The organism is Neisseria sp. 23W00296 (genome assembly GCF_044772855.1).
Taxonomy (GTDB): domain Bacteria; phylum Pseudomonadota; class Gammaproteobacteria; order Burkholderiales; family Neisseriaceae; genus Neisseria.
Window position 1 is genome coordinate 1,196,456 of sequence record NZ_CP173024.1, and the last position, 22,693, is coordinate 1,219,148.

Consider the following 22,693-nt stretch of genomic DNA (forward strand, 5'->3'; position numbering starts at 1 on the left):
TTTCAGACGGCCTTGAATCTCTCAAACCATGCTTTATCAGGAAACACCATGAGCTTGATCGAATGTAAAAACATCAACCGCTACTTCGGCAGCGGCGAAAACCGCGTTCATGTTTTGAAAAACGTGAGCCTTTCCATCGAAAAAGGCGATTTCGTCGCCATCATCGGCCAGTCCGGCTCGGGCAAGTCCACGCTGATGAACATCTTGGGCTGCCTCGACACCGCCACATCGGGTTCGTATCAGATCGACGGCATCGAAACCTCGAAAATGAATCCCGACGAACTGGCGGGGCTGCGGCGCGAACGCTTCGGCTTTATCTTCCAGCGTTACAACCTCTTGGGCTCGCTGACCGCCCGCGACAACGTCGCCCTGCCCGCCGTGTATATGGGCGCGGCGCACAAAGAGCGTTCCGAACGCGCCGAAAAACTGCTGCACGATTTGGGTTTGCAAAGCAAAGAAAACAACAAACCCAACGAACTCTCCGGCGGCCAGCAGCAGCGCGTGTCCATCGCCCGCGCCCTGATGAACGGCGGCGAAATCATCTTCGCCGACGAACCCACCGGCGCGCTCGACACCGCCAGCGGCAAAAACGTGATGGAAATCATCCACAAGCTGCACCAAGACGGGCATACCGTGATTATGGTAACGCACGACCCCGGCATCGCCGCCAACGCCAACCGCGTGATCGAAATCCGTGACGGCGAAATCATTTCCGACACCGTGAAAAACCCCGACATCCCGCCCAGCAGCGTCGAGCGCGTGAAAGAAAACGCCTCGTGGTCGTTTTATTACGATCAGTTTATGGAAGCCTTCAAAATGTCGGTGCAGGCTATTACCGCGCACAAAATGCGCTCACTGCTCACCATGCTCGGCATCATCATCGGCATCGCCTCGGTGGTGTCCGTTGTCGCCTTGGGCAACGGCTCGCAGCAGAAAATCCTTGAAGACATCAACTCGATGGGCACCAACACCGTGAGCATTTTCCCCGGGCGCGGCTTCGGCGACCGGCGCAGCGGCCGCATCAAAACGCTCACCATCGCCGACGCGCAGGCCATCGCCAAACAAGGCTACGTCGCTTCCGTTACCCCGCAAACCTCATCCAACGGCACACTCACCTACCGCAACACCGACCTCACCGCCATGCTCTACGGCGTGGGCGACCAGTATTTCGACGTGCGCGGCCTCAAACTCGCCTCGGGTCGGCTGTTTGACGAAGACGACATCAAACAGGACGCGCAAGTGGCTGTGGTGGACGACAACGTTAAAACCAAACTCTTCGGCGACGGCGTTGACCCGCTGGGCAAAACCATCCTGTTCAAAAAACGCCCGCTCACTGTGATCGGCGTGCTGCAAAAAGAAGAAAACAACTTCGGCAGCTCCGACTCGCTGATGGTGTGGTCGCCCTACACCACCGTGATGCACCAGATTACCGGCGAAACCTACGCCAGCTCGATTACCGTGAAAATCAAAGACGACGTGAGCAGCCAAGTGGCCGAAAAAAGCCTGACCGAGCTTTTGAAAGCGCGGCACGGCACGGAAGACTTCTTCATGAACAACAGCGACAGCATCAAGCAGATGGTGGAAAAAACCACCGGCACGATGAAGCTTTTGATTTCCAGCATCGCCGTGATTTCGCTGGTGGTCGGCGGTATCGGCGTGATGAACATCATGCTCGTGTCCGTAACCGAGCGCACCAAAGAAATCGGCGTGCGCATGGCCATCGGCGCAAGGCGCAGCAACATCTTGCAGCAGTTTCTGATTGAAGCCGTGCTCATCTGCCTCATCGGCGGCCTCATCGGCGTGGGCATTTCGCTGGCTATTGGTGTGTTGTTCAACCAGTTTGTAACCGACTTCCCGATGACCTTCTCCACGCTTTCCATCGTCGGCGCAGTGGTCTGCTCCACCGCCATCGGCGTGGCCTTCGGCTTTATGCCCGCCAACCGCGCCTCCAAACTCAACCCGATCGACGCGCTGGCGCAGGATTAAACTTTTTCAGACGGCCTTTTGGGTTTGAATATCAAAAGGCCGTCTGAAACTTAAACGGAATCACATTATGCAAACCAAACCCCTCTTTCAGACGACCTCCGTCCTCATCCTTGCCGCTGTATTGAGCGGCTGCGCCGTGCACAGCACCGAGCAGGCACTCACGCTTGAATCCACGGGCAAAGTGATGTCTGCTGCCGAAGCCGCTGAGCGTTACGACGTAAACGGGAACTGGTGGGAAATCTACCAAAGCCTGCAGCTTAACGCGCTGACCGAGCAGGCTCTGGCCAATAATATCGACCTGAAACAGGCCGCCATCAGCGTCAACAAAGCCCTGTATCAGGCCAATATTCTCGGCGCGGACTTAGTGCCCAAATTCAGCGGCGCACTCAACGCCTCCACCTCTAAAAACCTCAAAACCGGCGATCGCGGCAGCACCTACGGCAGCCAGCTCGGTTTGAGCTACGAGCTGGATTTGTGGCGCAAACTCAGTGCCACCGCCGACGCGCAAGTGTGGGAATATCAGGCCACGCAGCAGGATATGGCCAACACGCGGCTCACGCTGGTGAACAATGTAGCCGACGCTTATTTCAACATCGCCTACCTCAACGAAGCCATGACGCTGGCCGAAAAATCCGTCAAGCAATATCAGGAAATCGCCCGCATTGCCGACGCAAAATTCCGCCTCGGCCGCACCGATTCCAGCGAGCCGACGCAGGCGCGCCAATCGCTGCTTTCCGCGCAAAACAGCCTGATTACGCTGAAAAACAGCCGCGAGGCGCAAATCCAAACCCTGCGCAACCTGCTGAATTTGAAACCAAACGAAACCATCGCCGCCGATCCCGCCGCCTACCGCCTGCCGGGCGTCAAAGGCGTGGATTTGAACGTGCCCATCACCGTATTGGCCAACCGCCCCGATTTGCGCGCCGCCGAATACCGAGTGCAGTCTTCCCTGCAATCGCTCACCGCGCAAAAACGAAGCTGGTATCCGAGCATCACACTGGGCGCGACTTTGAGCACATCGTCAAACCAAGCCAAAAGCACGTTCAACGTGCCCATGCTGGGCGGCACGGTGGCGGTAAACCTGCCGTTTCTCAACTGGAACACATTGAAATGGAACGACAAAACCGCACAGGCCAACTTCGACAATGCCCGCCTCTCGTTTGAGAAAGCCCTCACCACCGCGCTCAACGAAGTCAACACCAATTATCTGGCCTACCAAAACGCCCAAGCCCAGCTTGCCAACCAAGAGCAGCGTTACACACTCGACCGCAAAAACAGCCGCTACTACCAAGTGCGCTACCAACACGGCAAAAACGAGCTCAAAGACTGGCTCACTGCACTCAACAGCGAATACGGCACAGCGCAAAACGTGCTGAACCAGCGTTACGAAACCCTGAAATACGAAAACATGGTCTATAAAGCCATGGCCGGACGCTACACGCCCAAATAGGCCGTCTGAAAACGGAGAAAACACCAAAGGCCGTCTGAAAACAGGTTTCAGACGGCCTTTTCTGCTTTTGCCGCAGGGCAGGGCGCTTGTATGGGGCTGTTGGGTGTGTTGGCTGCAACGCACGCACGCCCTGTTATGCCCGCTGCCTGCCGACCCCAACCGACTTTTCAGACGGCCTTTTGTCTGCCGCACACAGATTCCTGCAAGCTCCCGAATCCGCGGGTGTTGCCGCGCGACCCGGCCGCCGCATCCGAGGCCGTCTGAAAACGGAGCTTCAACGAAATGTTCCGTCCCAAGACGGCGCACGTGTTCCCTGCCATATGCCTGCGGCAAAAAGGCCGTCTGAAAGTTTTCAGACGGCCTTTTTGCCGCAGGGCAGGGCGCTTGTATAGTGAGTCAAAATAAAAAAGATACAAGGCAGCAAGCCGAAGACAGTACAGGTAGTACGGCAAGGCGCAGCAACGCCGTAGATTTTTTATTTTGGCTCACTATATAGTGAAACGGGTTCAGGCCGTCTGAATATCAAACCCAGCCCGGCTCGGCTTCCAGTTCGACGCCGAAACGTGCCCGAACCTGCCCGCGCACTTCGTCGGCGAGGGCGGCAACGTCGGCTGCGGTGGCGCGGCCGGTGTTCACCAAAACCAGCGCCTGTTTATCGTGCACCGCCGCGCCGCCGACGGTGCGGCCTTTCAGACCGCATTGGTCGATAAGCCAGCCTGCCGCAAGCTTTACCGAGCCGTCGCCCTGCGGGTAGCGCGGCATATCGGGGAAGGCGGCGGCAAGACGGTCGGCTTGTTCTGCCGCAACGACGGGGTTTTTGAAGAAGCTGCCGACATTGCCCTGCACCTGCGGGTCGGGCAGCTTGGCGCGGCGGATGCGGCAGACGGCTTGTGAAATGTCGGCGGCGCAAGGGCTGCGGCCGCCGCAGATTTCCGCCAGCACGGCGGCCAAATCACCGTAGCCCGTTTTCGCCTCGAAGCGCTCGGACAGGGCGAAGGTAACGGCGGTAATGACGTAGCGGCCGCGGCCTTCCTGCTTGAACAGGCTGTCGCGGTAGGCGAAGCGGCATTGCGCATTGTCCAGCGTGACGAAGCGGCCGGTGTCGAGATCGAAACAGCGCACCGAGCGGATCAGGTCTTTCACTTCGACGCCGTAGGCGCCGATGTTCTGCACGGGCGCGGCACCGACCGTGCCGGGTATCAGGCTGAGGTTTTCCAGCCCGTTCAGGCCGAGGGCGACAGTGTGCCGCACGAAGTCGTGCCAGATTTCGCCCGCCTGTGCTTCGACAAGCACGGTGCCGTCGGAACGGGCGGTTTCGCGGATGCCTTTTACCGCCATTTTCACCACCAGGCCGGGATAGTCGCCGCGCAGCAGGATGTTGCTGCCGCCACCCAGCCACAGCACCTTGGCGCGGTTAAAGCAGGGCAGGGCGCACACGTCGGGCAGGGCGGCGGCATCGTCCAGCTCGACAAAAAAACGCGCCCGTGCGTTCAGGCCGAAGGTGTTGAAGGGGCGCAAATCGACGTTTTCGAGTATTTTCATGGCAACAGGCCTTTATCGTTCGACAGGTTTTTGCTGTGTTTTTCCAAGAGCCACACAAGCAGCACGGCGGCGGCGGCCAGCGACACAATCAGCGCCGTCCAGAAGCCGTAAATCTTCATGTCGGCGAGATTGGCCAGCAGCCAGCCGGGCAGCAGGCCGAAGCCCCAAAAGGCAATGCCGTGTACCAGCATCGGCGCTTTGGTGATTTTGTAGCCGCGCAGGGCGTAGGAAGAAATGCACTGGGTGAAATCAAAAAGCTGGAACAGCGCGGCAAACAGCAGCACGGAAGCGGCCAACGACAGCACGGCGGAATCGTCGGTGTACATCGACGCCAGCGGCACACGCAGCAGCATCAGCAGGCTCATCGTGCACAGCGCCAAGCACAGTCCGAGCACGATGCCGACGCCCGAGATATAACGCGCCCGCCGTCGCTGCCGCCTGCCCAGCGCAAAGCCGACGCGCACGGTAACCGCCGCGCCCAAAGCCTGCGGAATCATGTAGATAATCCCCGTCAGGCTGATCACGACCTGCTGCGCGGCCACATAGTCTTCGCCGAATTTGGCAATCAGGAACATGATGAAGGTAAACAGGCTGGCTTCGAGAAAATACGACAGCCCCGACGGCCAGCCCAGCTGCCAAAACTGTTTCTGCACCGCCCAATCGGGCTTGGAAAAGCCGCCTGCCATGCCGAAGCGGCGGAAATAATCCGCTTTTTTCACATAAAGCCACAAAGCCGCCGCCTGAAACCAGCAAACCAGCATCGTCGCCAGCCCGCAGCCCGCGCCGCCCAATTCGGGCATGCCGAATTTCCCGTAAACAAACATATAGTTGAGCGGAACATTCAGCGCCAGAGCCGCCCAACTGATCCACATCAGCGCCTGCGTTTTATTCAGGCTCGACGTGTAGGCGTGCAGGGCGCGGTGCAGCATCATCGCCGGCATCGCAGGCGCAGTGAACCACATATACTGCGCCAGCATTTTCTCCACCCGCGGCGGCAGGTCGAGATAGGCCAAAAAGGGCGGAACCGCCGCCAGCAGCAGCACCATGCCCGCCATTCCGAGAAACAGGCCGAACCACAAACCCTGCCGCCCCGTTTCGCCGACTTCGGCATATTTTCCTGCGCCGTTGAGCTGCGACACAATCGGATTGAGCGCCGCCATCACGCCCATCCAGGTGATGAACACCGTGGCAAAGGCCGAGCTGCCCAGCGCCACCGCCGCCAGGTCTTCCTTGCCTGCGCCGCCCGCCATCACCGTATCGACGAAGCCCAGCCCCACCGCCGCAATCTGCGCCAGCATCATCGGCCAGGCCAGCACGGCCAGCGCTTTGGCTTCTTTGAGAAAAACGGCGGGGGAGTAACGGTTTGCATCGAGCAACATAAAGATTCCAAAGTTTCAGACGGCATCAGGGGTGTAGTGACATTCGGCTTGCGAGACGGTTTTTTGAGTAAAAAATGCCCGAATGCAAGGAAAAAAGCACAGCAAGGTTGAACACCTGCAGGTATTTTAAAGGCCGTCTGAAAAACAAAACGGTTGCGGAAAAAACACAAGCCGGAGGCATCCGGCAGGGCGCGCATTTTAGCAAACAATGGCGCTGCCGCCGCAAGGTAAAAGACAGAGGCCGTCTGAAAGCCTGCGGTGTTTTTTTCAGACGGCCTCCGTCCGCCGCCATGGCAAACGCAAAAAGGCGGAGTGGTTTTCAGACGGCCTGCAAAAGATTTGGAGCAGAACGGCTTTCAGACGGCCAACACGCCGCGCAAATCTTTTTTCAGCGCCACTTGGCGGTTCGGGTCGGCCAGCTGCGGCGCGTAGAGCAGGAAGCTGTCTTCGGCGCGCTCGTCGGAGGTATTGATTTTGGCGTAACGCAGGCTGATGGCGTGGCGGTTGAAGATGTCGGCGGTGTCGGCGAGCAGGCCGGGGCGGTTGACGGCGGTGAGGGTGAGGGTATACCAGCCGGGCTGTTCTTCTTCCGCCTGGATGTCGATCAGCGGGGCGATGGGCAGGTGGCGGGCGCGGCGGCTGGGAATGCGCCCGGCAGCGGGTGCGGGCGCAGGGCTGCCGTGGAGGAAGGCTGTGAGATCGTGCATCAGCGCGGCTTCGATGCGGCCGCGGTCGGCATCTGTGCTGCCTTCGGGCGGGCGCACGGCGAAGGTGTCGAGGACAAAATCGTGGTCGGTAACAAAGGCGCGCGCAGCGGCGATGTCGAGATTGTGGCGGGCGAGGATGCGGCACAGACCCGAGAAAATGCCGTGTGCGTTGGGCAGATAGGCGGCGATTTGCAGCATGCCGGGGTCGGCGGGGTGGGGGCGGATACGGGCAAAGGGGGCTTCGGGATCGGCGGCGACGGCGGCGGTGTGCCAGAGGATTTCGCTTTCCTGATGGCGCACGAAATAGGCTTCGCCGAGGGCTTTCCACAGGCGGCGGCGCTGTTTTTCGTCGTATCCGGCTTGGGCGAGGGCGGCTGCGGCGGCACTTTGGCGGCGGCCGGTAACGGCTTCGCGGCTATCGGGATTTCCGGAGAGATGGCGGGAGGCCGTCTGAAAAAGAGTGTGTAAGAGACCCGCTTTCCACGAGTTCCACAGTTTGGGGCTGGTGCCGCGGATGTCGGCAACGGTGAGCAGATACAGGGCGGACAGGCGTTCGGCCGTCTGAACGCGGCGGCAGAAGCGGGCGACGACTTCGGGGTCTTGGATGTCTTCTTTCTGCGCGGTAAGCGACATTAAAAGATGGTTTTCCACCAGCCAGCAGAGCAGTTCGGCATCTTCAGACGACATGAAGTGGTCAGCGGCAAAACGGCGGGCGTCGGCCACGCCTTCGCGGGAGTGGTCGCCGCCGCGTCCTTTGGCGATGTCGTGGAAGAGGGCGGCGAGATAGAGAACGTAGGGCTTGGCAAACGCGTGCATCAGGGAAGAGGCGAAAGGCAGCTCGTGCAGGTGCTGCTCCATCGCCAGCCGCCGCATATTGCGCAGGACGGTGAGGATGTGGTCGTCGACGGGGTAGATGTGGAAGAGGTCGTGCTGCAACAGGCCGACGATGTTTTCCCACGCGGGCAGGTAGCGGCCGAGCACGCCGTAGAGGTTGAGAAAACGCATGGTGTGGGTGAGGCCGCTGCCGTAGCGGAAAAAGCCGATAAAGCGGCGGCGGTTGGTTTCGTCGGCGTAAAACGCGGCATCGATATGGCGCGTGGCCGCCCACCAGGCGCGCAGGGTTTTCGGCGCCAATTCGCTCAAATCGCTGCGCGTCTGCAAAATCTCCACGGCGCGGAAAATGTGTTCGGGCTGCCTGCCGAACAGGTTTTTGTCGCGCACGGCCAGCTGGTTGCCGATTTGGTAATAGTCGGCGTCGATGTCGCGCACGATACGCGGCAGCGGCGAATACACGCGGCCGCGCAGCATCGGCAGGATAATGCCGTTGAGCTGCTTTACTGCCTTGGCGGCGCGGTAAAAGCCGCTCATCAGCCGCTCGTTTTTTTTCAGACGGCCTCTGCCGGGCGCATCGGGCATACCGTCCGCCAAACGGTTTTGCAGATCGAAAACCAGCCGGTCTTCCTCGCGCCCGGCCGCCAAGTGCAGATCGATGCGGATGGCAGCCAGATTGCGGTGGCTGCGTACCAGAAGCGCGGCTTCGGCGCGCGTGAGGATGCGGCGGCGGAGCAGGGCGGCGATGCCGGCGTCCAGCCCCTGCGCTTTGGCCAGCCACAGCATGGTATGGATGTCGCGCAGCCCGCCGGGGCAGGTTTTCACATTTGGTTCGAGCAGCGCGCCCGCTCCCTGCTGCCTGCCGTGGCGCTGACGCATTTCCAGCAGCTTGCCTTCGACAAAGGCCGCCGGATTGCGCTGCGCGTCCAAAGCGGATATGAATTTTTCAGATAACGCCTTATCGCCGCAGAGAAAACGCGCTTCGAGAAAGGCCGTGTCGGCGGTCAGATCGTCACGCGCGGCGGCACACAGCTCTGCCGCCGTGCCCGATTTCACGGCGGGCGCCAAACCGATGTCCCACAAAGCCTGCACCAGATCGGCTATCCGCTCCTGTTGCGCTTCGTCCGGCGCCTCGGCGCAAACCAGCACCAAATCGGTGTCCGAAAACGGATAAACCTCGCCGCGCCCGTAACCGCCTGCCGCCAGCAGACAGCTGCCGCCGTCGGGAAAAAAATGCGCCCACGCGCAGCAAACTGCCTGATCGACGGCCAAAGCCCAACGGCTGAAAAATCCTTCGGGGCGCCGCCGCAGCGCATACGCATCGGCTGCCTGCTGTTTCTGCCGCCGCAGCCGGGCAGCCGTATCGGAAACAAAATCGGTGTTCATCACGAGAAAGAAGCAAAACAAAGCGGCCTGCCGCCGCAGAAATCAAAATTGCGGAAGCAGGCCTTTTACAAGCGAGGCTTCAATGAAGGGTTGTATCGGATTTATCGTGAAAGGGGATATTCAAAAAGCAGCCTTACTCAGGTTATTTTACATATACTATAAAAATTTAACATAATATAATTTATGCGAAATTAAACTCACAGTATGCAAACCTGTTTTAACCGATTCTTCCGTTTTCACTTCGTTAAAGCGTGCTTTCAGACGGCCTGACAACCGCAGAGCTTGTCACAATCAGAATTTCACGCCTTTGTGCAAGGCAACGATGCCTGCGCTCATGTTGTGGTAATCGACACTGTCGAAGCCTGCGTCGAGCATCATCTGTTTGAGCGTTTCCTGATCGGGGTGCATACGGATGGACTCGGCGAGGTATTGGTAGCTGTCGGCATCTTTGGCGATGAGTTTGCCCATCAGCGGCAGCAGTTTGAACGAGTAAATGTCGTACGCGCCTTCCAGCGGCTTATAGACTTTGGAAAACTCGAGCACCAAAAGCGTGCCGCCGGGTTTGAGCACGCGGTACATTTCTTTGAGCGCGGCATCTTTGTGGGTCATGTTGCGCAGGCCGAAGGCGACGGACACGAGGTTGAAATAATTGTCGGGAAACGGCAGCTTTTCCGCGTCGGCCAGCGATACGGGCAGAATCACGCCTTCGTTGAGCAGGCGGTCGCGGCCGACGGTAAGCATGGAGGAGTTGATGTCGGTGAGCCACACTTCGCCCTCTTTGCCCACGCGTTTCGCCCAGCCACGCGACAAATCGCCCGTGCCACCTGCAATGTCGAGCACTTTGTCGCCTTTTTTCAGACGCGCGGTGTTGATGGTGAAGTGTTTCCACACGCGGTGCAGGCCGCCGGACATCACGTCGTTCATGATGTCGTAGTTTTTGGCAACGGAGTGAAACACTTCGGCCACTTTGCCGGCTTTTTCGTTTTCGTTGACGGTGGAGAAACCGAAGTGGGTTTTTTGCTCGCTCATGGGTATTTTTCTTTCTGTAACAGGGGTTTCAGACGGCCTTCAATGCCCGCCGCAGCCTCCGCCGCCGCAGCCGTGTCCGCCTTTCTTTTTCGGTGCGGGGGCGTCGGCGGCGGACGGGGTGCGCGAGGCGCCGGCGACTTGAAGGCGGGCGAGGTAGTCGCGCCACATTGTATCGTATCCGTGTGCCAGTTTATACAGATAGTCCCAGTCGTAGAGGCCGCTGTCGTGGCCGTCTGAAAAGACGATTTTCAGGGCGTAATGGCCGACGGGTTCGAGGTCGTTAATCAGGACGCCGAGTTTGCCGGTCTGCAAAACTTCCTGGCCGGGGGCGTGGCCGCGTACTTGCGCGCTGGGGGAATAGACGCGCAGGTATTCGGCGGGCAGCTCGCGCGTTTGGCCGCCGTAAACCAGGGCGAGGACGGCGCGGTCGGGGCGCAGGCGGATTTCTTCGGGAACGGGGTTTTGCATATTGTCGGTTCTTTGTGTTTAGGGTTTAGCGGCCGAACAGCAGCACCAGCGAGATGCTGGCGAAAGACAGCACGGTGGTCAGCAGCATGATGGCGGCGCCGCGCTGTTCGTGGCCGTATTGGCTGTGGACGATGGCTACCATGCTCGCCATCGGCACACAGGAAAGCAACGCACCGGCAAACAGCATGTCCCTGCCCGCGCCCAAAAGCAGCAGGAACAACACGGTCAGCAGCGGGAACACGGCCAGTTTCAGCAGGGTCAAGATCAGGATGTCGGCCAGTTTGCCGCCGAGTTTCAGTCCGACGAGGCTGCCGCCGATAACAAACAGGGCAACGGGCGCGGCGCCTGCGGCAAGGACGGAAGAGGTTTTCAGCAGCGCCGCAGGCAGCGGCAGCCAGCCCAGGGCGAAGGGCAGCGCGGCAAACTGGGCGAGGATAATCGGGTTTTTCAACAGGTTTTTCGCCACGGGCAGCAGCGTTTTCAGACGGCCTCCACCCTGCCCGCCCGCCGAGTCGGCCAACAGGAAAAACAGCGGAATCAGAAACATATTTTCCACCAGCACGTTCATGGCGAAATACGGCGCCGCCGCCTCGCCGATCACCATCGCCAGCAGCGGATAGCCGATGAAGCCGGTGTTGGAAAACGATACGGAAAAGCCGCCCAGCGCCGAAAGCGTGCCGTCACCGCCGCGCAGGCGCACCACAAGCGCGCCGAGGGCAAACAGCGCCAGCGTCGCGCCGCCGTAGCCCAAGAGATACACCACATTGAACACCTCGCGGAACGGTTTGCCCGCGATGGCGAAAAACACCAGCGCGGGCAGGCCGATTTTCATCACGAATTTCGCCGCGCCACGCAGCTCCTCGAAACGGAACACGCCGCCGCGCACCGCTGCCCAGCCCAGGCCGATAATCAGGAAAATCGGCGCGGTGATATTGAAAACTTCCAGCATGGCGGTCTCGGTTCGTGCGGTGAAAACGGAAAGCGCGGATTCTAGCAGAAGCGGCAGGCCGTCTGAAACCGCCCTGCCCTGCTTTCGGATTGTAAAGCCCGCAGGCGCGGGTTATAGTGACGCCCGTTTTCCCGCCCTCCCCTGCCCCTGGGGCTGTTGACAATCAGCCTTGCGGCGGTGTTTTTGGTAAAAAATACCCGCCTGCCGCGCCAAAATGCTCGCAAGATGTCCAATCTTGCTGCGCTTTTTTCCTTGCAGGCGCGAATTTTTCCTCAAAAAACCGCTTCGCAAGCTGAATGTCAACACGCCCTAGGCCGTCTGAAAAAGGATTTCCCATGCAAACACAAGCCGTAGCCGGACACATTGTCCGCTGGTTGCAGGACTACGCCGCCTCCGCCCGCGCCAAAGGCTTTGCCGTCGGCATTTCCGGCGGCGTCGATTCCGCCGTCGTCTCCGCCCTCGCCGCCCGCAGCGGCCTCAACGTTCTGCTGCTGGAAATGCCCATCCGCCAGCAGGCCGACCAGGTCAGCCGCGCGCAGGAGCATATCGCGCGCCTGCAAAGCGCGTTTGCCAACGTCAAAAGCCTGCGCGCCGACCTCACGCCCACCTTCAACCTGTTTGCCGATACCGTCAACGTAGACGAAGCCGAATACCCCGCTAAGCAGCTCGCCCTTGCCAACAGCCGCGCCCGCCTGCGTATGCTCACCCTCTATTACTACGCGCAAATCAACGGCCTGCTCGTGGCGGGTACGGGTAACAAAATCGAAGATTTCGGCGTCGGCTTCTTCACCAAATACGGCGACGGCGGCGTCGACCTCAGCCCGATTGCCGATCTCACCAAAACGCAGGTGTACGAACTGGCCGCCTATCTCGACATCCTGCCCGCCATCCGCCAAGCCGTGCCGACCGACGGCCTGTGGGACACCGAGCGCACCGACGAAGCGCAGATGGGCGCGAGTTACCCCGAACTCGAACGCGCCATGGCCGCCGCCGAAGCGGGCAAAACGCGCGACGATTTCAGCGGCCGCGAGCAGGAAGTGTTCGACATCTACACCCGCCTCAACCGCGCCGCCCAGCACAAAATCCGCCCGATACCCGTGTGCGAAATCCCGCCGCAAATGCTGGCCTGAGTTTCAGACGGCCTCTCCGCCAAACACACGACAGGCCGTCTGAAAACCTACCTGCCTTTTCAGACGGCCTGCAAAGAACTTCGGGCAATAAGGATAAAAACGGGCGTTACTTGTACAGGCCGTCTGAAAACCCTATCATGCGCGGATTTTCAATCCAGCAGACAGGTAAACGAAATGCCCCTAGCCGTGATGTCCGAAACATATCTGAGCGAACTTCAAGCCTTCGAGCGCAAAATCCTGGCCAAACAGCCGCAGATCGAAGCTTGGTTCCGCGCCAAATGGAAAGAACACACCCCGCCCTTTTACGGCTCGGTCGACATCCGCAACGCCGGTTACAAAATGGCCTCCATCGACATGAACCTTTTCCCCGGCGGCTTCAACAACCTCAACCCCCAATTCGTCCAACTCGCCGCCCACGCCGCGCAGGATGCCGTCGAGCGCTCCTGCCCGCAGGCCAAATCCGTGCTCATCGTGCCGGAAAACCACACCCGCAACACCTTCTACCTGCAAAATGTCCACGCCCTCAGCACCATCCTGCTCACCGCAGGCTTTGAAGTGCGCCTGGGCAGCCTCAACCCCGAAATCACCGCTCCGACCGAATTTGAAACCGCCCTCGGCGACAAAATCACCCTCGAGCCGCTGCAACGCACGCGCGGCCGCGTCCATCTGGCCGACGGCTTCTCGCCCTGCCTCATCCTGCTCAACAACGATCTCTCTGCCGGTGTGCCCGACATCCTCAAAGACATCAGCCAAACCGTGCTGCCGCCGCTGCACGGCGGTTGGACGACACGGCGCAAAACCGCGCATTTCGCCGCCTACAACCGCATCGCCGCCGAGTTTGCCGAACTGGCCGGGCTCGACGAATGGCAGATCAATCCCTACTTCGAGCAGATTTCCGGCCTCAACTTCCAAGAGCGCGAGGGCGAAGACGCGCTGGCCGACGCCGTGGACAGAATGCTGGCGAAAATACAGGCGAAATACGACGAAAAAGGCATCACCGACCAACCTTTTGTTATCGTCAAAGCCGACGCGGGCACTTACGGCATGGGCGTGATGAGCGTCAAATCCGCCGACGAGGTGCGCGGCCTCAACCGCAAAAACCGCAACAAAATGGCCAAAGTCAAAGAGGGTCTGGAAGTGAGCGAGGTCATTGTGCAGGAAGGCATTTACACCTACGAAACCGTTAACGGCTCGGTGTCCGAACCCGTGGTGTACATGATCGACCGCTTTGTTGTCGGCGGCTTTTTCCGCGTCCACGAAGGCCGCGGCACCGACGAAAACCTCAATGCCACCGGTATGTCCTTCGTCCAGCTCAACCACATCATCCCCGTTGCCGAAGACGGCGGCGCGCAGGAGCAGGACGACGAACCGAACAAGCGCGTGTTCGAGCAGTGGCAGGAATTGGGCTTGCCGCAAACCAACGCCGCCGATCCCGACTGCGGCTGCAACCGCCTCTATGTCTACGGCGTGATGGCGCGTCTGTCGCTCTTGGCCGCCGCCGTGGAACTCGAACAAACCGCCTGATGCCGCAAAAGCGGCAGAGGCCGTCTGAAAACCCTCCCGCGTTTTCAGACGGCCTCTTTCCTTTGCCGCCGCAGCGGCGCGGCGGTTGGCTCGGCGCGTTTTTTTCGCTATAAAGGCCGTGCAGCGCACGCCGCCTTTTTCAAACGGCCTCAAACAGGCCGCCGCCCTTTCCGAAAAATCCCCTGTAAAGTTTTCCCATGAACGCCGTTTCCATTTCCCGTCTCTCCCACCGTTTCGGCAAAACCCAAGCCCTCGACGATGTGTCGCTCGACATTCCGCGCGGCGCCACCGTCGGCCTGATCGGGCCGGACGGCGTGGGCAAATCGACGCTGCTTTCGCTGATTGCGGGCGTGCGCGTGATTCAGGGCGGTCGGGTGGAAGTGCTCGGCGGCGATATGGCCGACAAAAACGTGCGGCTGCACATGTCGCACCGCGTCGCCTTTATGCCGCAGGGTTTGGGGCGCAATCTTTATCCCACGCTCACCGTGGCCGAAAACATCGATTTCCATGCGCGGATGTTCGGCCTGAACGCCAAACAGCGGCAGGAGCGCATCCGTCGGCTCACCGAGGCCACGGGGCTGCTGCCGTTTGTGGACCGTGCGGCGGGCAAGCTCTCGGGCGGGATGAAGCAGAAGGCCAGCCTGTGCTGCGCACTGGTGCACAGCCCCGATTTGCTGATTCTCGACGAGCCGACCACAGGCGTTGACCCGCTCTCGCGCCGCCAGTTTTGGGCTTTGGTGGACGACTTGCGGCAGGAACACGCGGGCATGACGGTGATTGTCGCCACCGCCTATATCGAAGAGGCGCAGCAGTTTGAACGGCTCTTGGCGATGGATGCGGGGCGGCTGCTGGAAAACAAGCCCACCGCCGAGGTGCTGCGCGAATACGGCACGGACAACCTCGAAGAAGCCTATATCAAAATGCTGCCGCCGGAAAAACAGCAGGGCTCGGGCGGCTTGGAACTCACGCCTTTCGTGCCCGTGCCCGACGCGCCGCCCGCGATGGAGGCGCACGGCCTGACCAAGCGTTTCGGCAGTTTCACCGCCGTGGACCATGTGAGTTTCACCATCCAAAAGGGCGAGATTTTCGGCTTTTTGGGCAGCAACGGCTGCGGCAAGTCCACCACCATGAAAATGCTCACCGGACTGTTGGAAGCCACCGAGGGCACGGCAGAGATTTTGGGGCGGCCGGCCAGCGCTGGCGGCATCGAAACCAAAATGCGCGTCGGTTATATGTCGCAGGCGTTTTCGTTGTATGAAGAATTGAGCGTGCGGCAAAACCTGCAACTGCACGCCGAGCTTTACGATATGGGCGGCAGGGGCGCGGCGGCGGTGGCCGAAGCACTCGAACAGTTCGACCTCGCCGACGTGGCCGACACCGCGCCCGCCTCGCTGCCCTTGGGCATCCGCCAACGCCTGCAACTGGCCGCCGCCTGCCTGCACCACCCCGAAATCCTGATTCTCGACGAGCCGACATCGGGCGTTGATCCCGCCGCCCGCGATATGTTCTGGCGGCATCTGCTGAAACTGTCGCGGCAGGACAAAATCACCATTTTCGTGTCCACCCACTTTATGAACGAGGCCGAGCGCTGCGACCGTATTTCCTTTATGCACAAAGGCCGCGTGCTGGCCGTCGGCGCGCCGCAGGAGCTGGTGCAACGCCGCCGTGCTCCCGATTTGGAAGAGGCGTTTGTGCGGTATCTGATTGATGCGGAAGCGGAGGAAAACGGCGGGAAGGCGGTTTCAGACGGACTTCTTGAAAGGCCGTCTGAAACTGTCGAACCCGCGCGGCAAAGCGTTTCTGCCGAAACGCCACCCCCACCCCGGCCCTCCCCCGCGCAGGCGCAGGGGCGGGAGAGTGAAGCGGCAGGCGTTTCAGACGGCCTTTCAGAAGGCAGAAGGCCGTCTGAAAACGTCGAACACACCGCCAATCTGCCCCCTCTCCCGCTCGCGGGGGAGGGTTGGGGTGGGGGCAAACCGCCTGCCGATTCCCTGTACGGTGTTTCAGACGGCCTCAAAGCCGAAAGGCCGTCTGAAAACCCCGCTCCGCAGTTCGACACATCCTCCTTCGCCTACTGGTTTTCCATGGTGCGCACCTTTGCCGTGCGCGAGGCCAAAGAGCTGCTGCGCGACCGCATCAGGCTGTTTTTCGCCGTGTTCGGCCCGCTGATTATGATGGCGGCGGTATCGTGGGGCGTGTCGTTTGACGTGCAGAACCTCAAATTCGCGGTGTACGACCAAGACCGGTCGGTGCAGAGCCGCCAACTGGTCGAATACTTCGCCGGCTCGCGCTACTTTATCCAGCAGCCGCCGATACGGTCGGCCGGGCAAATCGATGCCGTGCTCCAAAGCTCGAAGGCGGTGCTGGTGATCGACATTCCGAGCGGCTTCGGCCGCGATTTGGAACGGGGGCAAAAGCCCGAAGTGGGCTTTTATATCGACGGCGCGATGCCGTTTAACGCCACCAATATACGCGGCTACATCGGCAGCCTGATGGCGGCCTACACCAAAGACCGCATCGCGGCAACAGGGCTGCCCGTACCGCTCGATCCCCCCGCCGCCGTCGAGCCGCGTTTTCTCTACAACCAGGATTTCGACAGCATCAACGCCGTTTCGCCCGGCGTGATGATGATGGTGCTGATGATGATTCCGGCGATGATGGCGGCGGTGGGCGTGGTGCGCGAGCGCGAAACCGGTTCGATCGCCAATTTCTACGCCTCGCCCGCCTCGACGGCGCAATACCTGATCGGCAAACAGCTGCCCTATATTGCCGTGGGCATGGTGAATTTCGCCGCCTCGTTCCTGATGATGGTCTTGTGGTTCGGCGTGCCGCTCAAAGGCAGCTTTGCCGCGCTGGCGGCGGGCACGCTGCTGATGGTGGCCGCGTCCACCGCGCTGGGGCTGCTGGTGTCGTGTTTTGTGAAATCGCAGCTGGCGGCGCTGTTTGCCACGTCCATCATCGCCATGATTCCCACCATGAACTATTCGGGCTTTCTCTACCCGATGTCCACCCTCTCCGGCGGCGGCTACGCGATGGGCAAAATCTTTCCCGCCTCGTGGTATCTCACCGTCAGCCTCGGCACTTTCGCCAAAGGCCTCGGCCTGCGCGACCTGCTGCCGCAATACGCCGCCATCGCCGCCTTCGCCGCAGGCTGCATCGCCCTGTCCTGCCTGCTGTTGAAAAAACAGGAAAAATAGCCTTGTCCCTCTTTCAGACGGCCTCCCGCGACAAAAAGGCCGTCTGAAAGGTTTTCAGACGGCCTCCGCCGCAGCCGCTATAATCCGCCCCCTTCCCCATCCCGTTTCCCGACCTTTCAGACGGCCTCACACCATGCAGCTCAACCCCCAGCAACAGGAAGCCGTGCGCTATCTCGGCGGCCCCCTCTTCGTCCTCGCCGGCGCAGGCAGCGGCAAAACCCGCGTCATCACCGAAAAAATCGCCCACATGATACGCAACGCGGGCTACTCCCCCCGTCACATCGCCGCCATCACCTTCACCAACAAAGCCGCGCGCGAAATGCAGGAGCGCATTGCCGCCATGCTCGGCCGCCGCGAAACGCGCGGCCTCACCGTCTCCACCTTCCACTCCCTGGGCATGAAAATCCTGCGCGAAGAAGCCGCACACGCCGGTTTGAAAAAAAACTTCTCCATCCTCGACGCCTCCGACAGCGCGAAAATCATCGGCGAACTGCTCGGCAGCAGCGGCCGCGAACAAATCTTCGCCGCCCAACACCAAATTTCCCTGTGGAAAAATGACCTGCAAACCCCCGAACAGGCCGTGCAGGCCGCCGACAACAACTGGGAAAAACAAATTGCCCGGCTTTACGCCTCATACGCGCAAACCCTGCACAGCTACCAGGCCGTCGACTTCGACGACCTCATCCGCCTGCCCGCCCTGCTGCTGCGCAACTCCGACGACATCCGCCTGCGCTGGCAAAACCGCCTGCGCTACCTGCTCATCGACGAATGCCAGGATACCAACACCTGCCAATACGCCCTCATGCGCCTGCTCTGCGGCGCCGAAGGCATGTTTACCGCCGTCGGCGACGACGACCAGTCCATCTACGCCTGGCGCGGCGCCGACATGGAAAACCTGCGCCGCCTGCAAACCGACTACCCGCAAATCAAAATCGTCAAACTCGAACAAAACTACCGCTCCACCGCCCGCATCCTCAAAGTCGCCAACCAAGTCATACAAAACAACCCCAAACTCTTCCCCAAAACCCTGTGGTCGCACTACGGCATGGGCGACATCGTCACCGTCGCCGCCTGCCAAAACGAACAACACGAAGCCGAATGGGTCGCCGGCGAAATCGCCCGCCGCAAAACCGTCTCCGAAGGCCGTCTGAAATACGCCGACTTCGCCATCCTCTACCGTGGCAACCACCAAGCACGCGTCTTCGAAGAAGCCCTGCGCGCCGCCCGCATCCCCTACCGCCTCTCCGGCGGCCAAAGCTTCTTCGACAAAGCCGAAATCAAAGACATCCTCTCCTACATCCGCCTCATCGCCAACCGCGAAGACGACCCCGCTTTCCTGCGCACCGCCACCACCCCCAAACGCGGCATCGGCGACACCACCTTAGGCCGTCTGAACGACTACGCCAAATCCCATGCCGCCTGCCTCAGCGACGCCGCCAAAAGCCCCGCCGCCCTCGAACCCATGCCCGAACGCAATCGCCAAAGCCTGGCCGCCTTCACCGACCTTATCGACACCTACCGCCGCCGCGCCGCAAATGAAGACGCCGGCGCCCTCATGCAAAACCTGCTCGCCGACATCGGCTATGAAGCCCACCTGCTAGGCAGCGAAGAAGGCAAAGCCGGCGAAATCAAATGGCGCAACGTGCAGGACCTGTGCGGCTGGCTGGCAAAAAAAGGCGAAGAAGACGGCAAAAACCTCCTCGAACTGGCGCAAACCCTCGCCCTGATGACCCTGCTCGAAGGCCGCGAAGACGAAGAAACCGACGCCGTAAAAATGTCCACCCTCCACGCCTCAAAAGGACTCGAATACCCCGTCGTCTACCTCGTCGGCTGCGAAGAAGGCCTGTTCCCCCACGCCGACAGCGTCGAAGAAGGCAACATCGAAGAAGAACGCCGCCTGATGTACGTCGGCATCACCCGCGCTAAACAAACCCTCACCCTCACCCACTGCACCAAACGCAAACGCCAGGGCACATGGCAGTTTCCCGAACCCAGCCGCTTCATCGCCGAAATGCCGCAGGAAGATTTGCGCATCATCGGCCGCAAAGGCGGCGCCCCCCTCGTCAGCAAAGAAGAAGGCCGCAGCCGCCTCGCCGGCCTCAGCGCCATGCTCGCCGAAAAAAGCGCAGGCAAAAAAGGCATCTAGGCCGTCTGAAAGCACCGAAACGGTTTTTTAACTTCGTTGAAACTTCGCTTTCAGAAACGTCATTCCCTCGTAGGCGGGAACGGCCTCAAAAGCAGCCTGCAAATAAAAGGCCGTCTGAAACCTAAGGAACAGGTTTCAGACGGCCTTTTGCATCCGCACGGGCGCTGATTTTGTTTTCAGACGGCCTCAGGAATGATGGTGGCCGATTTCGCCGTCGAGTTTGTAAATCGTGCCGCAGTAGGGGCATTCGATTTCGGAGTTGGATTGGATGGCGAGGAAGACGCGCGGGTGGCCGTTCCAGGTTTCGTGGCGCGGGCCGCTGCAATGCAGCGGCAGCTCGTGCGGTTTGATAACGACGGTGTCGTAGTGGGGCGTGGTGTTCATGGCATATCCTTTTTTCGGCGTTTTGTCGGCAATGTGTTCAGACGGCCGCCATTTTACGGCATCGCCGCGCGATAACAAAGCGGGCGGCGGCTGCCGCTTTGGCGATATAATCGCGCCTTTTTTCAGACGGCCTCCACCATGCAGCTTTCCGACTTCGATTTCGACCTGCCCGAACACCTGATTGCCCAGCAGCCGCCTGCCGAGCGCGGCGCCAGCCGCCTGCTGGCGGCTTTGCCCGGCGAGCCTCTGCGCGACGAGACCTTTGCCTTCCTGCCGCAGCTGGTGTCGGCGGGCGATGTGCTGGTGTTCAACAATACCAAAGTGATGAAGGCGCGGCTGTTCGGGCAAAAGGAGAGCGGCGGGCGCATCGAGGCGCTGATCGAGCGCGTGCTCGACGGACACACAGCGCTGGCGCACATCCGCGCGTCGAAATCGCCCAAGGCGGGCACGCGGCTGCTGTTTGACGGCGGCCTGACGGCGCAAATGGTCGAACGCGCGGGCGAATTGTTCGTGCTGCGCTTTGACGGTGAAGAGAGCGTGTACGCGCTGCTCGAGTGCCACGGCAAGCTGCCGCTGCCGCCCTATATCGAACGCGCCGCCGACGCAGCCGACGACGCGCGTTACCAAACCGTGTACGCCAAGCATCAGGGCGCGGTGGCCGCGCCGACGGCGGGTCTGCATTTCACCGATGCCCTGCTGGCCGCGCTAAAAGACAAGGGCGCGGAGCTGGCGGAAGTGACGCTGCACGTCGGCGCGGGCACCTTCCAGCCGGTGCGCGTCGAGAACATTGCCGATCACAAAATGCACAGCGAGTGGTACGAAGTGCCGCAGGCAACGGCCGACGCGGTGGCTGCGGCCAAGGCGCGCGGCGCGAAAGTGTGGGCGGTGGGCACAACCTCGATGCGCGCGCTGGAATCGGCAGCGTGGGAAACAGGCCGTCTGAAAGCCGGATGCGGCGACACCGACATTTTCATCACACCGGGCTACCGCTTCCGCGTCGCCGACCGTCTGATTACCAATTTCCATCTGCCCAAATCGACGCTGCTGATGCTGGTGAGCGCCTTTGCAGGCACGGAGGAAATCCGCCGCATCTACCGCCACGCCATTGAACGGGAATACCGTTTTTTCAGCTACGGCGACGCGATGGTGTTGGGTTTGCAAGAACATAAGGCCGTCTGAAAACCCCAAAACACCGGTTTCAGGCTTTCAGACGGCCTCCCACCTCGGAACAATGCCATGACACACCCCGCCACACGCAGCAAAGAGCGGCAGGAGCTTTTGGGCTCGGCCTGGATGATCGCCGCCGCGCTGTTTTTCACCCTGATGAACCTCTGCATCAAAGCCGCCCATCAGCAATTCGCCATGGGCAGCGGCGAACTCGTGTTCTGGCGCATGGTGTTTGCCGCCACCGTGCTCGGCGCAACGGCGAAAATGCAGGGTAAAACCTTCGCCACGCCCAATTGGAAAAGCCATCTCAACCGCAGCGTCAGCGGCACGGTAGGCATGACCTGCGGCTTTTACGCCGTGATGCACCTGCCGCTGGCAACGGGCGTGACGCTGGCCTATACCTCGTCGATATTTCTGGCCGTGCTGTCGGTTGTCGTGTTGCGCGAACGCATTTCCGCCTACACCTTCGCCGTGCTGCTGACGGGCTTTGCCGGTGTAGTGCTGCTTTTGAAACCCTCTTTCGCCTCTGGACAGGAATGGGCGGCGGCCGTGGGGCTGTTCGGCGGGCTGGCGGCGGGCTGGGCGTATATGCAGGTGCGCGAACTCTCGCTGTTGGGCGAACCGGCCTGGCGCGTGGTGTTTTACCTGTCGCTGGTCGGCATGGCGATGGGCGCCGCGCTGGCCACGCTCACGGGCTGGCACAGCATTTCGCTGCAATCCGCGCCCTATCTCATCGGCATCGGTGCGTCGGCCGTGCTGGCGCAGCTGGCGCTGACGCACGCCTACGCCGTCGGCCGCAAATTCACCGTCGCCGCGCTGGCCTATCTCACCGTGGTGTTTTCCACGCTGGCGGGCATTTTCCTGTTCGGCGAGCAAATCGGCTGGCAGGAATGGCTGGGCATCGGTATCATTGCCGCAAGCGGCATCCTGAGCGGCTTGAAGAAATAATCCCGACAACCAGAGAAAAGAAAGGCTGAAACCATGATTTCCATCCGCGAACAACACTACGGCTTGAACGTCGCCCTCTACAACGAGTTCACCCTTGCCGATTTCCGCGAACTGGAAGAGGCCGTCAAGGCCTCCCTCACCCGCGTCCACCGTCCCGACCTGCTGCTCGATCTCTCCATGCTCAAAGACTTCACCATCGACATGGCTTGGGAGCAGCTCAAATTCGTCAGCAGCCACGATCAGGATTTCGGCCGCATCGCCGTGGTGGTGGACGACATCTGGATCAAATTCGCCGCCCACGTCTCCGACCTCATCACCCGCACCCACCCCAAATATTTCGACACCGCCGCAAAAGCCCAAGCCTGGCTGCTGGAAGCCGGAGAGGCCGTCTGAAACCCGCCGGATAAAAAACGAAACCGCCTGCCCGTATCAAAAAACGGGGCAGGCGGTTTTTTCAGACGGCCTAACCA

At 60.5% G+C, this 22,693-nt stretch carries 18 protein-coding genes; 10 read left to right on the forward strand and 8 right to left on the reverse strand.

Annotation, left to right across the window (positions count from 1 at the left end):
• Nucleotides 1-48 precede the first annotated feature (48 nt).
• Both ACG2K1_RS06000 and ACG2K1_RS06005 read left to right on the forward strand, forming a co-directional pair.
• Nucleotides 49-1,986, forward strand: coding sequence for a MacB family efflux pump subunit (locus tag ACG2K1_RS06000; protein ID WP_395428502.1), 1,938 nt, complete (start codon nucleotides 49-51; stop codon nucleotides 1,984-1,986).
• Nucleotides 1,987-2,053: 67 nt separating this feature from the next.
• On the forward strand, nucleotides 2,054-3,436 hold the full coding sequence (locus tag ACG2K1_RS06005; protein WP_395428503.1) for a TolC family protein: 1,383 nt from the start codon (nucleotides 2,054-2,056) through the stop codon (nucleotides 3,434-3,436).
• A gap of 522 nt (nucleotides 3,437-3,958) precedes the next feature.
• On the opposite strand, the gene murB is transcribed toward ACG2K1_RS06005, so the two are convergent.
• The 3 genes from murB to glnD form a co-directional block, all read right to left on the reverse strand.
• Nucleotides 3,959-4,978, reverse strand: a complete 1,020-nt coding sequence (gene murB / locus ACG2K1_RS06010) for a UDP-N-acetylmuramate dehydrogenase (protein ID WP_395428504.1) — start codon at nucleotides 4,976-4,978, stop codon at nucleotides 3,959-3,961.
• A complete protein-coding gene (locus tag ACG2K1_RS06015; protein WP_395428505.1) occupies nucleotides 4,975-6,357 on the reverse strand; it encodes an MATE family efflux transporter in 1,383 nt (460 codons plus the stop codon). Before ACG2K1_RS06015 ends, murB begins: the two co-directional genes overlap by 4 nt.
• Before the next feature lie 356 nt (nucleotides 6,358-6,713).
• Entirely contained in the window at nucleotides 6,714-9,245 is a 2,532-nt protein-coding gene (gene glnD, locus ACG2K1_RS06020) for a [protein-PII] uridylyltransferase (protein WP_395428523.1), read from the reverse strand.
• Between glnD and ACG2K1_RS06025 the strand changes: the two genes are divergently transcribed.
• A complete protein-coding gene (locus tag ACG2K1_RS06025) occupies nucleotides 9,129-9,443 on the forward strand; it encodes a hypothetical protein (protein WP_395428525.1) in 315 nt (104 codons plus the stop codon). The genes glnD and ACG2K1_RS06025 overlap by 117 nt on opposite strands.
• A gap of 129 nt (nucleotides 9,444-9,572) precedes the next feature.
• On the opposite strand, the gene ubiE is transcribed toward ACG2K1_RS06025, so the two are convergent.
• The 4 genes from ubiE to ACG2K1_RS06045 form a co-directional block, all read right to left on the reverse strand.
• The gene (gene ubiE / locus ACG2K1_RS06030) at nucleotides 9,573-10,310 is read right to left on the reverse strand and encodes a bifunctional demethylmenaquinone methyltransferase/2-methoxy-6-polyprenyl-1,4-benzoquinol methylase UbiE (protein WP_009425028.1); all 738 of its coding nucleotides are present in this window, start codon (nucleotides 10,308-10,310) and stop codon (nucleotides 9,573-9,575) included.
• Nucleotides 10,311-10,349: 39 nt separating this feature from the next.
• Entirely contained in the window at nucleotides 10,350-10,778 is a 429-nt protein-coding gene (locus ACG2K1_RS06035; protein WP_009425027.1) for a gamma-butyrobetaine hydroxylase-like domain-containing protein, read from the reverse strand.
• Between the two features lie 25 nt (nucleotides 10,779-10,803).
• Nucleotides 10,804-11,727: an AEC family transporter gene (locus ACG2K1_RS06040; RefSeq protein WP_395428506.1), complete on the reverse strand. Its 924-nt coding sequence runs from the start codon at nucleotides 11,725-11,727 to the stop codon at nucleotides 10,804-10,806.
• A 163-nt stretch (nucleotides 11,728-11,890) separates the two neighbouring features.
• Nucleotides 11,891-12,064 carry a hypothetical protein gene (locus ACG2K1_RS06045; RefSeq protein ID WP_395428507.1) on the reverse strand — a complete coding sequence of 58 codons (174 nt, stop codon included), beginning with the start codon at nucleotides 12,062-12,064 and terminating at the stop codon, nucleotides 11,891-11,893.
• On the opposite strand from ACG2K1_RS06045, the gene nadE reads away from it, so the two are divergent.
• From nadE to rep, 4 genes are all read left to right on the forward strand, one after another.
• The gene (gene nadE / locus ACG2K1_RS06050; RefSeq protein ID WP_395428508.1) at nucleotides 12,063-12,857 is read left to right on the forward strand and encodes an NAD(+) synthase; all 795 of its coding nucleotides are present in this window, start codon (nucleotides 12,063-12,065) and stop codon (nucleotides 12,855-12,857) included. The genes ACG2K1_RS06045 and nadE overlap by 2 nt on opposite strands.
• Nucleotides 12,858-13,031: 174 nt before the next feature.
• Nucleotides 13,032-14,381: a glutamate--cysteine ligase gene (gene gshA / locus ACG2K1_RS06055; protein ID WP_395428509.1), complete on the forward strand. Its 1,350-nt coding sequence runs from the start codon at nucleotides 13,032-13,034 to the stop codon at nucleotides 14,379-14,381.
• Between the two features lie 197 nt (nucleotides 14,382-14,578).
• Complete coding sequence (rbbA, locus tag ACG2K1_RS06060) at nucleotides 14,579-17,578, forward strand: ribosome-associated ATPase/putative transporter RbbA (protein WP_395428510.1); 3,000 nt, start codon at nucleotides 14,579-14,581, stop codon at nucleotides 17,576-17,578.
• Nucleotides 17,579-17,711: 133 nt separating this feature from the next.
• Nucleotides 17,712-19,724 (forward strand): DNA helicase Rep, encoded by a 2,013-nt coding sequence (rep, locus tag ACG2K1_RS06065; RefSeq protein WP_395428511.1) that lies wholly within the window; start codon nucleotides 17,712-17,714, stop codon nucleotides 19,722-19,724.
• A 186-nt stretch (nucleotides 19,725-19,910) separates the two neighbouring features.
• Here rep and ACG2K1_RS06070 read toward each other — a convergent pair whose 3' ends face one another.
• Complete coding sequence (locus ACG2K1_RS06070; RefSeq protein WP_036495456.1) at nucleotides 19,911-20,108, reverse strand: zinc-finger domain-containing protein; 198 nt, start codon at nucleotides 20,106-20,108, stop codon at nucleotides 19,911-19,913.
• A 138-nt stretch (nucleotides 20,109-20,246) separates the two neighbouring features.
• Here ACG2K1_RS06070 and queA point away from each other — a divergent pair, with 138 nt between their 5' ends.
• Genes queA through ACG2K1_RS06085 form a run of 3 tightly spaced genes read left to right on the forward strand, consistent with a single transcriptional unit; the run spans nucleotide 20,247 to nucleotide 22,616 of the window.
• On the forward strand, nucleotides 20,247-21,287 hold the full coding sequence (queA, locus tag ACG2K1_RS06075; RefSeq protein ID WP_395428512.1) for a tRNA preQ1(34) S-adenosylmethionine ribosyltransferase-isomerase QueA: 1,041 nt from the start codon (nucleotides 20,247-20,249) through the stop codon (nucleotides 21,285-21,287).
• A gap of 57 nt (nucleotides 21,288-21,344) precedes the next feature.
• Nucleotides 21,345-22,223 (forward strand): DMT family transporter, encoded by an 879-nt coding sequence (locus ACG2K1_RS06080; protein WP_395428513.1) that lies wholly within the window; start codon nucleotides 21,345-21,347, stop codon nucleotides 22,221-22,223.
• A gap of 33 nt (nucleotides 22,224-22,256) precedes the next feature.
• Nucleotides 22,257-22,616: an STAS/SEC14 domain-containing protein gene (locus ACG2K1_RS06085; protein ID WP_009425015.1), complete on the forward strand. Its 360-nt coding sequence runs from the start codon at nucleotides 22,257-22,259 to the stop codon at nucleotides 22,614-22,616.
• The last annotated feature ends 77 nt before the right edge of the window (nucleotides 22,617-22,693 follow it).

Excerpts from the sequence above, each read along its gene's own strand:
- ACG2K1_RS06040 (WP_395428506.1), bottom strand. The coding sequence starts at position 11,727 with ATGCTGGAAGTTTTCAATATCACCGCGCCGATTTTCCTGATTATCGGC.
- gshA (WP_395428509.1), top strand. The coding sequence starts at position 13,032 with ATGCCCCTAGCCGTGATGTCCGAAACATATCTGAGCGAACTTCAAGCC.
- rep (WP_395428511.1), top strand. The coding sequence starts at position 17,712 with ATGCAGCTCAACCCCCAGCAACAGGAAGCCGTGCGCTATCTCGGCGGC.
- ACG2K1_RS06080 (WP_395428513.1), top strand. The coding sequence starts at position 21,345 with ATGACACACCCCGCCACACGCAGCAAAGAGCGGCAGGAGCTTTTGGGC.
- ACG2K1_RS06000 (WP_395428502.1), top strand. The coding sequence starts at position 49 with ATGAGCTTGATCGAATGTAAAAACATCAACCGCTACTTCGGCAGCGGC.
- ubiE (WP_009425028.1), bottom strand. The coding sequence starts at position 10,310 with ATGAGCGAGCAAAAAACCCACTTCGGTTTCTCCACCGTCAACGAAAAC.
- ACG2K1_RS06035 (WP_009425027.1), bottom strand. The coding sequence starts at position 10,778 with ATGCAAAACCCCGTTCCCGAAGAAATCCGCCTGCGCCCCGACCGCGCC.
- ACG2K1_RS06070 (WP_036495456.1), bottom strand. The coding sequence starts at position 20,108 with ATGAACACCACGCCCCACTACGACACCGTCGTTATCAAACCGCACGAG.
- murB (WP_395428504.1), bottom strand. The coding sequence starts at position 4,978 with ATGAAAATACTCGAAAACGTCGATTTGCGCCCCTTCAACACCTTCGGC.
- ACG2K1_RS06085 (WP_009425015.1), top strand. The coding sequence starts at position 22,257 with ATGATTTCCATCCGCGAACAACACTACGGCTTGAACGTCGCCCTCTAC.
- queA (WP_395428512.1), top strand. The coding sequence starts at position 20,247 with ATGCAGCTTTCCGACTTCGATTTCGACCTGCCCGAACACCTGATTGCC.
- ACG2K1_RS06005 (WP_395428503.1), top strand. The coding sequence starts at position 2,054 with ATGCAAACCAAACCCCTCTTTCAGACGACCTCCGTCCTCATCCTTGCC.
- ACG2K1_RS06015 (WP_395428505.1), bottom strand. The coding sequence starts at position 6,357 with ATGTTGCTCGATGCAAACCGTTACTCCCCCGCCGTTTTTCTCAAAGAA.
- nadE (WP_395428508.1), top strand. The coding sequence starts at position 12,063 with ATGCAAACACAAGCCGTAGCCGGACACATTGTCCGCTGGTTGCAGGAC.
- rbbA (WP_395428510.1), top strand. The coding sequence starts at position 14,579 with ATGAACGCCGTTTCCATTTCCCGTCTCTCCCACCGTTTCGGCAAAACC.
- ACG2K1_RS06025 (WP_395428525.1), top strand. The coding sequence starts at position 9,129 with ATGCGCCCACGCGCAGCAAACTGCCTGATCGACGGCCAAAGCCCAACG.
- ACG2K1_RS06045 (WP_395428507.1), bottom strand. The coding sequence starts at position 12,064 with ATGGGAAATCCTTTTTCAGACGGCCTAGGGCGTGTTGACATTCAGCTT.